The sequence below is a fragment of the Streptomyces tateyamensis genome (assembly GCF_003205575.1).
In the GTDB taxonomy this organism is placed as follows: Bacteria; Actinomycetota; Actinomycetes; order Streptomycetales; family Streptomycetaceae; genus Kitasatospora; species Kitasatospora tateyamensis.
The window spans coordinates 107,263-122,371 of the sequence record NZ_PYBW01000097.1; the positions used below are offsets into that span (position 1 = coordinate 107,263).

A 15,109-nucleotide genomic window follows, 5' to 3' on the forward strand; every position below is an offset into this window, starting at 1 on the left:
CACCACCCTCATTCCGACTCCCCCGGAGCCATCTCATGTCGAGCGGTCAGATCGCCCTGCTCGGGGCCATCGCCGGTTTCACCATCTATCTCGGGCTGCCGATCGGCCGGCTGCGCAACCCCGCGCCGAAGCTGCGGGCCGGGTTGAACGCGCTCGCCATCGGGATCCTGGTCTTCCTGGTCTGGGACGTGCTGTCGCACGCCTGGGAGCCGACCGACAAGGCGCTCTCGGACAAGCACTGGGGCACCGCGGCGGGCGGCGGCGTCGTGCTGGCGGTGGGCCTCGGGGTGGGCCTGGTCGGCCTGGTCTACTACGACCGCTGGAACGCCCGCCGCCGGGCGGCCGCCGACCCGGAGGGCAAGCGGAGCGCGGCGAGCCTGGCGATGATGATCGCGGTCGGGATCGGCCTGCACAACTTCGCCGAGGGCCTGGCGATCGGCAACTCGGCGGCCCAGGGCGAGATCTCGCTCGCCGTCCTACTGATCATCGGCTTCGGCCTGCACAACGCCACCGAGGGCTTCGGCATCGTGGCCCCGCTGGCCGCCGAGGGCACCCGCCCGTCCTGGGGCAGCCTGGCACTGCTCGGCCTGATCGGCGGCGGCCCGACCTTCGCCGGCACCCTGATCGGCCAGCACCTGGTCAACGACTACCTGAGCATCGCCTTCCTGGCGCTGGCCGCCGGCTCGATCCTCTACGTGGTGATCGAGCTGCTCGCGGTGGCCCGCCGGGCCGCGCTCAAGGAGCTGACCACCTGGATGATCCTGGCGGGCATCATGGCCGGCTTCGTCACCGACGCGATCGTCACCGCCGGCGGCGCCTGACCCGCGCCGGCCACCGGTCTCACAGGTGCTCGCGGACCCAGTCCGCGAGCACCTTCGCGCAGTCGTCCACCGTCTCCCGCCAGACCCGGTCCGCGCCCTCGCCGGCCTCGTCGCTGACGTGCTTGACCAGCCGCACCGGCACCGCGGCCCGGTGCGCCACCAGCGCCAGCGCGTACCCCTCCATGTCCACCAGGTGCGCCCGCTCGGCCAGCCGGTCGCGGGCCGCCGGGTCGGAGACGAACAGGTCGCCGGTGGCCAGCACCGGGCCGTCCCCGCCCAGGTCCAGCGGCTCGCCGACGGCCCGGCCGGTCAGCAGTCGCAGCACCCGGCTGTCCAGGTCGTGCTGGAGCACGCTGCCCACCTCGTGGGTGCGCCCGGCCAGCCCGGACCGCAGCGCCCCGGCCGTGCCCAGGTTCACCACCGCGGACGGCTTCGGGCCGCCCGCCAGCACGGCGGCCAGCCCGGCGGCGGCGTTCACCTTGCCCATCCCGGTCAGCAGCACCGGGAACTCGTCGCCGAGGTAGCAGGCCTCCTCGGCCACGGCGAGCACCAGGAGCGGTCGGTCGGCGGTCACGGTTCCGGTCAGCTGCATGGGCCCCATCGTAGGGCGCACCGCCACTACCCCCCGTAACGGTGCTTCAGGTTGGGGTCGTCCAGCCACCAGGGCCGCATGCCCTCCTCGGACTCCACCTCGCCGCCGGCCGGGGTCGCGGCCACCGCCGCCTGGTGGCGCCGGTCCAGCTCGGCGTCCACCCGGGCGGTCTCCTCGCGCCCCTGCACGATCATGCGCCGCACCAGCGCCGCCACGAACGGCAGGCCGACCAGGTCGCCCAGCACCCAGAGCGCGTTGCCGCCCCAGGTCTGGTCCTGGGCCGGGCTCGGACCCCAGGGGCGGTCCAGCGCCAGGTAGTAGTGCTCGGCCACCAGGTGGCCGCCGTAGATCAGCACGATGCCCAGGCCCGCGTCGAAGATCACCTCCGCGAAGGTGATGAAGAGTCCGACCAGGTGCGGGTACTCGTGGCCGACCGGGTCCAGTTGCAGCCGCGGCCAGAAGTAGGCCAGCCCCAGCAGCACCAGCGACAGGTGCAGCCCGATGTTCCAGGCGCCGCTGCTGAGCGACTTCTCGTACCAGGGGGTGAAGTAGAGCAGCCACGGCGGCGCCATCAGCAGCGCGGTGGAGACCGCCGGGAACATCAGCACCTTGGACGGGCCGCTGCGCAGCACCCGCAGGATCCGCTCCTGCCGGGTCGGCGGCGAGGCCTCGACCAGCAGCGAGACCGGCGCGCCCAGCGCCAGCAGCAGTGGCACCACCATCAGCAGCAGCACCACCTGCACGGCGCGGTCGGTGAACAGGATCCGCTCGTACACCCCGATGCCCGAGCAGGTGAGCCAGAGCCACAGCGCCAGGCCGCCGAGGAAGGCGGCGGTGCGGGTCGGCTGCCAGCGGGTGCCGGCCCGGGCCAGGCGGCGCACCCCGAGCAGGTAGCCCCCGCCGGCCAGCAGCGAGAGCGCGAGGACCACCGGTTCCAGGGTCCAGGAAGTCAGCAGGTCGGCCCACTGCCAGGGCGGCGGGCCGTGGTAGCCGGAGGCTGCGGAGATGTGCATCGGGCCATCATCGCCGAACCGCGGACGATCACCGGACCGGCCCCCGGTGCCGCCCGCCGCGCTGCTCGCCGCGCCGGCCACCCGTCGCCCGCCGGTAGATCGCCCACCGACCGTCTGCCGACCGGCCGCCGAGCACCGGGTGAGCACCCGTCGATCACCGGCCTACCGGCCCCCAGCCGCAGCGCCGCCCCTCGGAACCGCATAGGGTACGCCTCGCGTCTTGAGCCCGCCGGGCCGCGTTCCACCGCTCCGGCACAAGCTCAAGAGCAGCACAAACCGCGTGTGGCCGTCGGACCGGTTGGCCATACTGCAGGCATCGGCCGCCACGCACCGGGCGGCTACAGGGGAGGGTGGGGCGGGTGGCGACACCAGAACAGCAGAGCGCAGCACCGTCGGCGTACCTGCCGGCGCAGGCGCCGCCGGGCGGGCCGAGTGCGCCGGGGTTCGGTCCGGCAGCGGGGTACGGGGCGGTCCCCGCACCGCACCCGCCGGCCTTCGCGCAGCACCCGCCGGCCCACGCGCCCAACCCGGCCCTCACGCACACCCCGCCGGCCCGGGCCCCGAAGGCGCCCGCATCCGGCACCGGCCCGCTGGCCCGCCTGCGCCGCACCGCCGACACCGCGCCCGGCCGCCTGCGCCTGCTCGCGGCCGGCCTGGCCGTGCTGGTGCTCGCCCTGGGCGCGCTCACCGGCTGGGAGGTCAACGACCGCACCCAGGCCGCCGACCAGGTGGTGACGCACAGTCAGCCGCTGAGCCAGAACGCGGCCGAGATCTACCGCTCGCTGGCCGACGCCGACACCACCGCCGCGGCCGGCTTCCTGCTGGCCGGCGGCGAGCCGCACGACGTGCGCCAGCGCTACCAGGACGACCTGGCCAACGCCACCCAGCTGCTCACCCAGGCCGCCGCCCAGTCCAACGGCTCCGACCAGGCGCAGAACCTGGTCTCCCAGCTCAACCAGCAACTGCCGGTCTACGCAGGCCTGGTGGAGACCGCCCGGGCCGACGACCGGCAGGGCCTGCCGCTGGGCGCCGCCTACCTGCGCTACGCCTCGAACATGATGCAGACCCAGCTGCTGCCCGAGGCCCAGAAGCTCTCCGACACCGAGGTCTCCCGGCTGGACAGCGACTACCGGGACGCCGGGGCCACCCCGTGGTTCTCCTACGCCTTCGGCCTGCTGACCCTGGCCGTTCTGTTCTGGGCGCAGCTGATGCTGTTCCGCCGCACCAACCGGGTCTTCAACTCCGGCCTGCTGGGCGCCACCGCCGCCGTGCTGGTGCTGCTGGGCTGGCTGACCACCGGGGTGCTGAGCGCGAACTCCTCGCTGGACCAGAGCAAGAGCCGGGGAGCCACCCCGCTGCAGGCGCTCGACGTGGCCCGCACCAACTCGCTGCAGGCCCGCACCGCCGAGAACCTCAACCTGGTCGCCCGCGGCTCCACCACCACCTACGCCGACCAGTGGACCACCTCCAGCAAGGCCGACGCCACCGCGCTGGCCCACGCCCAGCAGCTGGCCCCGGGTGCCGCCGCCGACTCGATCGGCCAGGCCCGCCAGCAGTTCACCGTGTGGACCCAGAAGCACGACGCGGCCAGCGCCAAGAACGACGCCGGTGACTACCAGGGCGCGCTGGACGCGACGGTCGGCACCGGGGCGGACAGCTCCCAGCCGGTGTACCAGAAGCTGGACCAGGACCTGGCCGCCGCGGTCAAGGTCGAGCAGGCCGAGTTCCGCAGCGCCGCCCAGGACGGCCGGGACGCCACCGTGCCGGTGGTCTTCGCGGCCGGCGTGCTGGCCCTGCTGGCCGCGGCCGGCGTGCTGACCGGGATCAACCGACGCCTGGCGGAGTACCGATGAACACCAAGTCCAGGGGCCCTCGCATGCGCCGCCTCCGCACCGCCGCACTGGCCGCCGTACTGGCCACCCCGCTCGCGCTCACCAGCGCCCAGGCCGCCCCGCTCCAGGCGGGCGACCGCCCGCCCGCGGTGCGGGCCGCCGCGCTCACCGACACCCCGAGCTGCGACCCGACCAAGAGCCTGCGGCCCAGCACCGACGAATCCGGACCGGCCGTCAGCGCGATCAAGAAGCGCGGCGTGCTGATCGCCGGCGTGGACCAGAACAGCTACCGCTGGGGCTTCCGCGACCCGGCCACCGGCCAGCTCCAGGGCTTCGACATCGACATCGTGCACGCGATCGCCAAGGCGCTGCTCGGCGATCCCAACAAGGTGCAGTTCAAGATGGTGCCGACCGCCAAGCGCATCGATGCCATCAAGAGCGGTTCCGTGGACCTGATCGCGCGTACCATGACGATCACCTGTGCGCGCCTCAACGACACCGCCTTCTCCACCGCGTACTTCCAGGCCGGCCAGCAGGTCGTGGTGCCGAAGGCGGCCGGCGCCAAGACGGTTGACGATGCGTTGAAGGGGAAGCGGGTGTGCGTGGCGGACTCCTCCACCGCGCAGGACTACCTGGAGAAGAACCCGCGCGGCCAGGCGAGCCTGACCAAGGTGGGCAACGCGCTGGACTGCCTGGTGCTGATGCAGCTCGGCCAGGTGGACGCCACGCTGACCGACAACGCGATCGCGGTCGGCCAGGCGGCCCAGGACCCGACCGTCCAGGTGATCGGCCCCTCGCTGACCAACGAGCCCTACGGCGTCGCCATCAGCAAGAGCTCGCCGGACCTGGTGGCCAGGGTCAACGCGGTCCTGGAGGACTACCGGCACGGCCCCTGGCAGGACAGCTACCACCGCTGGCTGGAGGACTACCTCGGCAGGGGCGCGCAGCCGCCGGCTGCCAACTACCTGCCGTAGCAAGCGGCAGCACGCGACAGAGGGAACACACAGGAGGGGAAGGGCGTGGCGTTGACCGGATCCGCTGGCCCGGTGCTGAGCCGGGAGGAGGTGGACCGCGAGCTGACCCGGCTGAGCGCCGAGCGCGAGGCCGTGGAGTCGGCGCTGCTCGCGCTCCAGGACCACCCGGGCCGGCGCCTGTTGGAGGGCGCCACGCTCTCGGGCCGGACCGAGGAGCGCTGGCAGCTCGCGTCCCAGGGCCTGTCCCTGCTGTGGACCTTCTTCGACCGCTACTCCGAGGCACTGGCCTCGGCCCGCGCGGTGCGCTCGCGCCGGGTGCGGCCCAGCTCCCCGGAGCTGGCCGAGCTGAGCGAGCTGCTGCGCGGCCGGGCGGTCACCGTCTCGGGCGCCCAGCTGCCCGATGCGGCCCGCCAACTGGCCGGACCGGCACGGCTGGTGGAACAGGTCAGCCTGTCCGAGCTGATGGACCGGATGAACACCTGGTACGCCACCGTGCTGGAGGTGGTCAGCGCGGCGGACGCGGTCTGGTCGGCGCTGCCGGCCCGGATCGACCTGCTGCTGGCCGAGCTGCGCCGGGTGACCATGCTGGCCGGCTCGGTGGGCGTGCAGGCCGGCAACCACCCGCTCGGTGACGACCTGGCCCGGTTGGAGCGGCAGTTGACCGAGCTGCGGGCCGAGGTGGTGGCCGACCCGCTGGCGCTGTGGCGCCCGGCCCGGGTGCCCTCGCAGCGCGGCTACGAGTCGGCCACCAGCGTGGCGGCCGCCCAGGCCGCGGCGGCCGGCGTGGTGGACACCGAGCGGTTCGACCGGGCCGGGCGCGAACTGGACGGCATACGGGTCGAGCTGGAGCAGCTGCTGCGGCTGCGCGACGAGGCGGACGAGCGGCTGCACCAGGTCGCCGACCTGCTGCGCCGCGCGGACGCCACCCTCGGCGAGGCCCGGCAGGCCCGCGGCGAGGTGCTGGCCAAGATCGCGGCCACCGAGGTGCCGGCCGTGCCCGGCCCCTCCGGCGCGCTGCGCGACGGCCTGCACCAGGCCGCCGAGCTGCGCCAGACCGGGCTCTGGCACCGGCTGGCGCCGCTGCTGGACTCGCTGGAGGAGCAGGCGGCCCAGGAGTTGCAGCGGGCCCGCGCCTCGCTCACCGAGGTGACCGCCCCGCTCGCGGTCCGGGCCGAACTGCGTGGCCGGCTTGACGCTTACAAGGCGATGGCCGCCCGGCTCAGGGTCGCCGAGGACCCCGAAGTGATCGAGCGTTACGAGAAGGCCCGTTGGCTGCTGTGGAGCGCCCCGTGCGATCTGCGGGCGGCGGCAGCGGCGGTGGCCAGGTTCCAGCAGGCGTTGCGACCGGCGGCCGGGCCGCAGGACGCGCGGCGGTACGACGGACAGGGGGATTGAGAGCCATGGGCGAGGTATGTGGACGGCCGGGTTGCTCCGGCACCATCGACGCGGACGGCTTCTGCGACGAGTGCGGCCTGGCGCCGGAGAGCGCGGGCGGCACCGCGGGCGTGAGCGCCGCACCGGCCGGCGGATCCGCGGTCGGCAGCCGGTGCACCCGGCCGGGCTGCTCCGGCACCATCGACGCGGACGGCTTCTGCGACGAGTGCGGCCTGGCCCCGGAGGCCGTGGCCAGCACCCCGGCGGTGCCGCCGGCCCGGTCGGCACCGGACTCCGCCTCGGTCCGCTCCGGCTCGATCCGCTCCAGCCGCACCGGCTCGGCCCGTTCGATGTCGGGCCGGTCCCGCTCGCACCGGTCCACCCGGACCGGCACCCGCGGCTCGATCGCCGTCAACACCTCCCGCTCCTCCGGTCCCAGCGCCACCCGCAGCCGGCTCGGCGCCGGCCTGGTGGTGGTCCCGCCGGTGCCCAGGGCCGACCCGGCCGCGGCCGTGCTGGCCAACCCCGAGGTGGCCGAGCGCAAGCGGTTCTGCTCCAAGTGCGACGCCCCGGTGGGCCGCACCAAGGGCGACCGCCCGGGCCGCCCGGACGGCTTCTGCTCGCAGTGCGGCCAGCCCTACTCGTTCACCCCCAAGCTGCAGCGCGGCGACCTGATCGGCGGCCAGTACGAGGTGATGGGCTGCCTGGCGCACGGCGGCCTGGGCTGGATCTACCTGGCGGTGGACCGCCGGGTCAACGACCGCTGGGTGGTGCTCAAGGGCCTGCTGGACACCGGTGACGAGGACGCGCTGGCGGTGGCCATCGCCGAGCGCCGGTTCCTGGCCGAGGTCAAGCACCCGAACATCGTCGGCATCATCAACTTCGTCGAGCACCCGGACCTGAAGACCGGCTCCACCGACGGCTACATCGTCATGGAGTACGTCGGCGGCAAGTCGCTCAAGGACATCGCCAACGACCGCCGCAACCCGGCGGGCAAGCGCGACCCGCTCCCGGTGGAGCAGGCCATCGCCTACGCGCTGGAGGTGCTGCCGGCCCTCGGCTACCTGCACAGCCGCGGCCTGGTGTACTGCGACTTCAAGATCGACAACGTCATCCAGAGCGAGGACACCCTCACCCTGATCGACATGGGCGCGGTGCGCCGGTTCGACGACAACGGCCCGATCTACGGCACCGTCGGCTACCAGGCCCCCGAGATCGCCACCGACGGCCCCTCCCCGGCCTCCGACCTCTACACGGTGGCCCGCACCCTGGCCGTGCTCACCTTCGACTTCCAGGGCTACAACACCGCGGCCCACCAGTACGAACTGCCCGGCCCCGAGCAGGTCGAGGTCTTCGCCCGGTACGAGTCCTTCTACCGGCTGCTGGTGCGGGCCACCGACCCGGACCCGCGCCGCCGCTTCGCCTCCGCCGAGGAGATGGCCGACCAGCTCACCGGCGTGCTGCGGGAGATCCTGGCGCTCGGCGACGGCCAGCCCCGCCCGGCGGTCTCCACCCTGTTCGGCCCCGAGCTGCGGGTGGTGGACACCGAGCTGGTGACGGACGGTCAGCCGGCCGTGCTGGGCGTGCCCGCGCTGGCCGCCCTGGACGGGGCGGCCGCCGCGCTCGCCCTGCCGGTGCCCCGGGTGGATCCGGACGACGCCAACGCGGGCTTCCTGGCCGCACTGATGACGACCCGTCCGGCCGACGCGCTGTCCGCACTGCAGACCGCACCGGTGGAGTCGGTGGAGCGCCGGCTGCGGGTGCTGCGCGCGCTGCTGGAGCTGGGCCGGCACGCGGAGGCCGAGCAGCAGCTGAGCCAGCTGGCGGTGGACCAGCCGGGCGACTGGCGGGTGGTCTGGTACCAGGGCCTGGCCCGGCTGACTCAGGCCGGCGCGGTCGGCGAGCCGTCCCAGGTCCGGGCCCTGACCGAGGCCGCCGCCGAGGCCTTCGACGCGATCTACGACGCCTTCCCGGGCGAGATCGCGCCGAAGCTGGCGCTGGCCGCCTGCGCCGAACTGCTCGGTCAGGGTGAGGACGCGGCCGAGTTCTACCGGCTGGTCTGGTCCACCGACCACACCTTCGTCTCCGCCGCCTTCGGCCTGGCCCGGGTGTCCCTGGCCGCGGCCGACCGGAAGGCCGCGGTGCAGGCACTGGAATCCGTGCCGGAGACCTCGACCCACTACACCGCCGCCCGGATCGCCGCGATCCGGGCCCGGCTGCGCGCGCGCTCCCCCCAGGAGCCGATTGCCGAGGAACTGACGGCCGGCTCAGGCCAGTTGACAGCCCTCGGATTGGAGGACCGGCGCCGCGAGCAACTCTCGGTGGAAGTGCTGGAGGCCGCGCTGGGCTGGGCCCTGGCCGGTGCCCCGGGCTCCCCGGCCGGCGCGGCCGACAGCGTCACGGTGCTCGGCCACCGCAGCGCCGAGCGCGAGCTGCGGTTCGCGCTGGAGTCCTCCTACCGGGTGCTGGCCCGCCTCGCCGAGAAGCCGGCCGACCGGGTCAGGCTCGTCGAGAAGGCCAACCGGACCCGGCCGCGGACGTGGGTGTGAGCATGAACTGCCCCCACTGCAACGAACCGCTCAACCCCGAGGACGTGTTCTGCGAGAACTGCGGCGCCAACCTCGCGGCGCCGCCGGCCGCCCAGGCCGTGACGTCCGGGGCCCCCGGGGCCTCCACGGCCCCCGGCGCGGACTTCGCGCCGGCACCCGCCGAGGCGGTGGAGCGGGCGGTCTGCGTGCACTGCGGCGCCGCCCAGGTCTCCGCCGACGGCTGGTGCGAGGCCTGCGGCGCGGCCCAGCCGCGCCCGCGCGACCACGTGGAGCTCGCGGTCCAGGGGGTGGCCGGGGTCAGCGACCGCGGCCTGCGCCACCACCGCAACGAGGACTCCTTCACCATCGCCTCCACCGCGCTGCCCGACGGCTCGCCCGCCGTGGTCGCGGTGGTCTGCGACGGCGTCTCCTCGGCCGCCCGGCCCGACGAGGCCTCGCAGACCGCGGCCGACGCGGCCGGCGAGGCGCTGCTGACCGCACTGGAGCAGGGCAGCGAGCCGGAGCCGGCGATGCGTCAGGCGATCCTGACGGCGGCCGCGGCAGTGGCCGCGCTGGGCGCCGACGAGGCGCCGCCCGGCTCCGCCGTCAATGCGCCCGCCTGCACCTTCGTCAGCGCGGTGGCCGCCGCCGGGGTGGTCACCGTGGGCTGGGTCGGCGACAGCCGGGCCTACTGGATCCCGGACGACCGGCAGGACGCCGAGCCGTACCGGCTGACCGAGGACGACTCCTGGGCGGCCGGTATGGTCGCGGCCGGCCTGATGGCCGAGGCCGAGGCGTACGCCGACTCCCGGGCGCACGCGATCACCGGCTGGCTGGGCGCGGACGCCGAGGAGGTGCTGCCGCACACCGCGGCCTTCACCCCGCACGTCCCCGGCGTGCTGGTGATCTGCACCGACGGCCTGTGGAACTACGCCGAGGCCGCCACCGATCTGGCCGACCTGGTCCGGCCCGACGCCCGGCAGGACCCGCTGCACGCGGCCCGGGCGCTGGTCTCCTTCGCGGTCGCGGCCGGCGGGCACGACAACATCACGGTGGCGGTGCTGCCGGTCCAGCCGGATCCGGCGGGCGGGTGGAGCGAGACCGTGCTGGACCTGCCAGTGGTGGGCACCGCGCGGACCGTGCGGCTCGGCACCGGCAGCGCGCCGGTCGGGCCGCCCGCGCCCACCGTGCCGCCCGCGCCACCTGCTCCCCCGGGGCCGGCCGCCCCCGAACCGGCGGGCCCCGCTCCGGCCGGTCCCGCTCCGGCCGTTCCGCCGATGCCCAGCTTCCCGCCGCAGGGCTGAGCCAGTGCTGCGGCACTAAGGCCACTCACGCCCACGCTTCCATCCGGCTCACCACTCATCAGGAGTCAACGGCCATGGCCAGTCTGACCAAGTCCAACCTGCCCCGGTTCACCGCCGACATCTTCCAGAACGAGTACCTCGCCGAGGGCGCCCGCGAGGTCAACGCGATCGTCACCGTCACCGCGACCGGCGGCGGCACCACCGGTGGGCGCCCGCTGGGCCTGGGCGCCGACGCCGGGCCGGGTGCGGGCCAGCAGCCCGCCGTGGTGATCATGGTCGACTGCTCCGGCTCGATGGACTACCCGCCGACCAAGATGCGCAACGCCCGCGACGCCACGGCCGTCGCGATCGACAGCATCCGCGACGGCGCCGCCTTCGCCGTGGTGGCCGGCACCCACGAGGCCCGCGAGGTCTACCCGGGGGCCGGTGAGCTGGCCGTCGCCTCGCCCAGCACCCGGGAGGCCGCCAAGCAGTCGCTGCGCAAGCTGACCGCCGGCGGCGGCACCGCGATCGGCACCTGGCTGGCGCTGGCCGACACGCTCTTCCTGAGCCGGGCCGACATCGCCATCCGGCAGGGCATCCTGCTCACCGATGGCCGCAACGAGCACGAGAAGCCGGAGGACCTGCAGCGCACCCTGGAGCGGGTCAGCGGCCACTTCACCGCCGACTGCCGCGGGGTCGGGACCGACTGGGAGGTGGCGGAGCTGCGCCGGATCGCCTCCGCGATGCTCGGCACCGCCGACATCGTCGCCGAGCCCTCCGGCCTGGCCGAGGACTTCCGGTCGATGATGACCACCGCGATGGGCAAGCAGGTCGCGGACGTGGCGCTGCGGGTGTGGACCCCGGCCAACGCCGCGGTGAAGTTCGTCAAGCAGGTGGCGCCCGACCTGGAGGACCTGACGGAGCGCCGGAGCGAGGCCGGCCCGCGGGCCGGCGACTACCCGACCGGCTCCTGGGGCGACGAGAGCCGCGACTACCACGTGTGCGTGGAGGTGCCGGCGGCGAGCGTGGGCAACGAGATGCTGGCGGCCCGGATCAGCCTGGTGCTGCCGCAGGCCGACGGCTCCACCGAGGTGCTGGCGCAGGGCCTGGTCAAGGCGGTGTGGACCGACGACCTGGCCTCCTCCACCCGGATCAGCCCGCAGGTGGCGCACTACACCGGGCAGGCCGAGCTGGCCAACGCGATCCAGGAGGGCCTGGAGGCGCGCCGGGCCGGCGACCTGGACACCGCCACCGCGAAGCTGGGCGCGGCGGTGCGGCTGGCGCACGAGAGCGGCAACGAGGGCACCTTCAAGCTGCTGCAGGGCGTGGTGGAGGTGCAGGACGTCAAGCAGGGCACGGTGCGGATCCGGCAGAACGTCACCGAGGCGGACTCGATGACGCTGGAGACCCGGTCGACCAAGACCGTGCGGGTGGCGCCGAAGAAGTAGGCCGTTGCCGAGCGGTACGGAACGGGTCCAGCGCGCCGCCCCTCCCCGGGCGGCGCGCTGGACGTGTCCCGGGCCCTGCTACTTCAGCTTGGGGGCCAGCTGGTTGGCCAGGGTCTTCAGGTCGGGCATCGCGCCCGCCGCGTCGCTGGCGTCGAGCAGCAGCACCTTGTCGCCGACCCGGGCGATCACCGTCTCCTCGGAGACGTAGTGGCCCTGCGGGGTGTTCTTCAGGTCGATGCTCTCCTCCCCCAGCCCGGAGACCGGGTCGTCGCTGACCGTCATCTGCACGTTGCCGCCGCTCATCGCCGGGGCGGAGTAGCTCTTGCAGCCGCCGGCCAGGGTCCGGATCTCGCCGAGCAGCTTGGCCGCGTCGCCCGGGTGGTAGGCGGCGATCACCACGTTGACCGCGCCCTGCTTCGGGTCCTGGAGCTTGATCGAGGCGTAGGCGGCGCGGAAGTCGATGGAGAGGCTGTCGGCACCCGAGTGGGTCAGGTCGGTGCACTTCTCGCCGGGCAGCAGCGGGGTGCCGGGGCTCTGGATGGTGTCCTTGGTGTCGAACTCGTAGCCGTCGGTGCCGTCCAGCTTCCAGCCCGCGGGCAGCGTGGCCGCGCTCGGCAGCAGGGTCTTCAGGGTCGAGCCGGGGGTCACCGCACCGGCGGCGCCGGAGCCGCCCGCCGAGGCGCTCGGTGCGGATCCGCCGCCGGCCGCGCTGGTCGGGGCCTGGCTCGCGGCGGGCGGGGCGGCAGTCGGGCTGTCGGACTTGTCGGACTGGCAGCCCGCCAGGAGAGCCGTGGTCGCCGCCACCGCCACGAAGGCGGCCGAAATTCTGAGCTTGGACATGGACCGCATTCTGCCGGTCGGTGCTAACGCCTCAATCGCCTCCCATTAACGTCGTCCGCAGGCGGGGCTTGGGACGAGGGTGTGACCTGCCCGTGGCAGTGCCACCGTTCACCGCTGCGCCACTCCTCGGTATCGTTGGCTGCTGATGTGAAACTGGTTCCGCTGGGGGGCCGGACCTGCCTGAGATGTGGGGGATTTGATGGCGATCTGCCCTAATGGGCACGAGTCGCAGTCGGAGGACTACTGCGACTACTGCGGCCTCGCCATGCGTCCGGCAGCTGTCGCCGGGGCGCCCGGCCCGGGTTACCCCGGGTCCTTCGGCGGGCCCGTTCCCCCGCCGCCGGCCGCGCCGCCGATGGGGGGCGGCTACCCGGGAGTGACCGAGGGCCTGGCCACCTGCCCGATCTGCCGCACGCCGCGCACCGGGCGGTTCTGCGAGGAGTGCCGGTACGACTGGGAGCTGGCCGTGCCGACCCAGCCGCCCGCGCCGCCGGTCGGGTACGGCTACCCGCCGCCCGCCCCGGCCCCCGTCGCCCCGCCCGCGCCGCAGCCCGACCTGGGCTACGGCTACCCGCCGCCGGCCCCGCCCGCGTACCCGACCGGCGGCGACCCGTACCAGTCCTTCCCCTCCTCGCAACAGGTGGGCCAGCCCGTCGGCGAGCCCGTCACCTCGTTCTACCTGGCCCCGCCGAGCACCCCGGTGCAGCCGGAGCCGGTGCGGTACACCTGGGTGGCCGTGGTCTCGGCGGACCGGGACTACTTCACCGACATGATGACGCGCAGTGGCCCGGAGGCCTCGGGCCTGTTCTTCCCGCCGTACTGCCCCGAGCGCCGGATCCCGATCACCGGGCGCGGCCAGCTGCGGATCGGCCGGCGGCGGCAGAACCAGAACGCGATCCCGGAGATCGACCTCTCCGTCCCGCCGGAGGACCCGGGCGCCTCGCACCAGCACGCGCTGCTGGCCGAGCAGCCGGACGGCTCCTGGGTGCTGGTCGACCAGGACTCGCTCAACGGCACCACGATGAACGGCGGCGCCGAGCCGGTCACCCCGCACACCGCAATCCCGCTGAACGACGGGGACCGGATCCACATCGGGGCCTGGACCACGATCACGCTGCACCGCGCCTGACGGCTTTTCGGTCGGCCCCGCCTCGGTGTCCCGGGGTGGGGCCGACCGGTCTTCGCGGGCAACGGGGTAAAGGGTTTGCCTACCATCCGCCAAGATGATCTATTCTTCCCCGGCAACCGGGGGAAGTAGGTCCACCAAGCATGAAGCTGTCCCGCGTTTCCGCCATCCTGACGGCAGTCGCCCTCGCACCGGCCGTCCTGCTGCCGGGCACGGCACTCGCCGCCGACGGCAGCACGGCCGCCCCGACGCCGCCGGCCACCGCGCCGTCCACCTCCCCGAGCGACGAGCGCGCCGCGGTGGAGCAGATCCTGGCGGACCCGAACTGCGGGCGCAGCGTGCGCGAGGCGGCCGAGCGGGCGCTCAAGGGGACGGCGGACGACATCCACCAGTTCCTGACGGTGGGCCAGTACCGCGCCCACGAGAGCGACGAGCGGGTCGCGGTCGTCCAGATCATGTCCGCGGAGGAGCACCACTGGGCGGTCTGGCAGGCCGCGCAGCAGACGCTGAACGGCGACGCCGCCGCGGTGCACCAGTTCCTGACCGTCGGCCAGTACCGCGCCCGCGAGACCGACGAGCGGATCGCGGTCGCCCGGATCCTGTCCGACGCGACCCCCGACTCGGGCCTGTGGAACGCCACCCAGAAGGCGCTGGACGGCGACGCGGCCGTCATCCACCAGTTCCTGACGGTGGGCCAGTTCAAGGCCCGCGAGGACGACGAGCGGGTGGCCGTCAGCAAGATCATCGCCGACCCGAAGAGCGGGCGGGGCCTCAAGAAGGCCGCCCAGAAGGCGATGGACGGCAGCGCGGCCGACGTGCACGCGTTCCTGACGGAGGGCCGGTTCGCAGCCCAGCAGGCGGACGACGAGGTCCTCATCGCCCGGCTCGTGGACCAAGGCGGCCCGGCGATGCGGGCGGCCGGGAACTACCAGCTGAACCACGGCACGCGGGAGAGCCTGCGCCACTTCGTGGAGGTGGACCAGTACACCTACGCCGCCCAGGACCGGGCCGCCGCGAGCGCCTCGGCGAGCGCCTCGGCGTCGGCTGCTCCCACGACCCCGACCCCGGCAGCGACCCCGACCCCGACCCCCACGCCCACTCCCAGCGCGGCCCCGGTCACCACCCCCACCACCACCCAACTCGCCTCCACCGGCGGCGGCAGCGAGGCACCGTGGGAGGTCGCCGGCGCGGTCGCGGCCCTGGGCACCGGCGCGGCCCTGCTCGCGGCCACCCGCCGGCGGCGCCCCAGCGAGAGCTGAGCCCGAATCCACCGAT

At 74.2% G+C, this 15,109-nt stretch carries 12 protein-coding genes; 9 read left to right on the forward strand and 3 right to left on the reverse strand.

Annotated features, from left to right (window positions below; all coding sequences use genetic code 11):
* Positions 1–35 precede the first annotated feature (35 nt).
* Positions 36–821 carry a ZIP family metal transporter gene (locus C7C46_RS24815; RefSeq protein WP_110672129.1) on the forward strand — a complete coding sequence of 262 codons (786 nt, stop codon included), beginning with the start codon at positions 36–38 and terminating at the stop codon, positions 819–821.
* A gap of 19 nt (positions 822–840) precedes the next feature.
* Here C7C46_RS24815 and C7C46_RS24820 read toward each other — a convergent pair whose 3' ends face one another.
* Positions 841–1,413 carry a nucleosidase gene (locus C7C46_RS24820; protein WP_181442505.1) on the reverse strand — a complete coding sequence of 191 codons (573 nt, stop codon included), beginning with the start codon at positions 1,411–1,413 and terminating at the stop codon, positions 841–843.
* A gap of 26 nt (positions 1,414–1,439) precedes the next feature.
* The gene (locus C7C46_RS24825) at positions 1,440–2,426 is read right to left on the reverse strand and encodes a cytochrome c oxidase assembly protein (RefSeq protein ID WP_110672131.1); all 987 of its coding nucleotides are present in this window, start codon (positions 2,424–2,426) and stop codon (positions 1,440–1,442) included.
* Between the two features lie 359 nt (positions 2,427–2,785).
* On the opposite strand from C7C46_RS24825, the gene C7C46_RS24830 reads away from it, so the two are divergent.
* The 6 genes from C7C46_RS24830 to C7C46_RS24860 all read left to right on the forward strand — a co-directional run bounded on the left by C7C46_RS24830 (position 2,786) and on the right by C7C46_RS24860 (position 11,868).
* Positions 2,786–4,279 (forward strand): hypothetical protein, encoded by a 1,494-nt coding sequence (locus C7C46_RS24830; protein WP_245984821.1) that lies wholly within the window; start codon positions 2,786–2,788, stop codon positions 4,277–4,279.
* 23 nt (positions 4,280–4,302) lie between these two features.
* Positions 4,303–5,232, forward strand: coding sequence for a glutamate ABC transporter substrate-binding protein (locus C7C46_RS24835; protein ID WP_245984823.1), 930 nt, complete (start codon positions 4,303–4,305; stop codon positions 5,230–5,232).
* A 45-nt stretch (positions 5,233–5,277) separates the two neighbouring features.
* Complete coding sequence (locus tag C7C46_RS24840) at positions 5,278–6,627, forward strand: hypothetical protein (protein WP_245984825.1); 1,350 nt, start codon at positions 5,278–5,280, stop codon at positions 6,625–6,627.
* A 5-nt stretch (positions 6,628–6,632) separates the two neighbouring features.
* Positions 6,633–9,155 (forward strand): serine/threonine-protein kinase, encoded by a 2,523-nt coding sequence (locus tag C7C46_RS24845; RefSeq protein ID WP_110672134.1) that lies wholly within the window; start codon positions 6,633–6,635, stop codon positions 9,153–9,155.
* Positions 9,156–9,157: 2 nt separating this feature from the next.
* On the forward strand, positions 9,158–10,438 hold the full coding sequence (locus C7C46_RS24850) for a protein phosphatase 2C domain-containing protein (protein ID WP_220040685.1): 1,281 nt from the start codon (positions 9,158–9,160) through the stop codon (positions 10,436–10,438).
* 74 nt (positions 10,439–10,512) lie between these two features.
* The gene (locus C7C46_RS24860) at positions 10,513–11,868 is read left to right on the forward strand and encodes a vWA domain-containing protein (protein ID WP_110672135.1); all 1,356 of its coding nucleotides are present in this window, start codon (positions 10,513–10,515) and stop codon (positions 11,866–11,868) included.
* Between the two features lie 78 nt (positions 11,869–11,946).
* On the opposite strand, the gene C7C46_RS24865 is transcribed toward C7C46_RS24860, so the two are convergent.
* Complete coding sequence (locus C7C46_RS24865; protein WP_110672136.1) at positions 11,947–12,708, reverse strand: hypothetical protein; 762 nt, start codon at positions 12,706–12,708, stop codon at positions 11,947–11,949.
* A 199-nt stretch (positions 12,709–12,907) separates the two neighbouring features.
* Here C7C46_RS24865 and C7C46_RS24870 point away from each other — a divergent pair, with 199 nt between their 5' ends.
* Both C7C46_RS24870 and C7C46_RS24875 read left to right on the forward strand, forming a co-directional pair.
* On the forward strand, positions 12,908–13,837 hold the full coding sequence (locus C7C46_RS24870) for an FHA domain-containing protein (RefSeq protein ID WP_110672137.1): 930 nt from the start codon (positions 12,908–12,910) through the stop codon (positions 13,835–13,837).
* Between the two features lie 140 nt (positions 13,838–13,977).
* The gene (locus C7C46_RS24875) at positions 13,978–15,093 is read left to right on the forward strand and encodes an ALF repeat-containing protein (RefSeq protein ID WP_110672138.1); all 1,116 of its coding nucleotides are present in this window, start codon (positions 13,978–13,980) and stop codon (positions 15,091–15,093) included.
* Positions 15,094–15,109 lie beyond the last annotated feature (16 nt).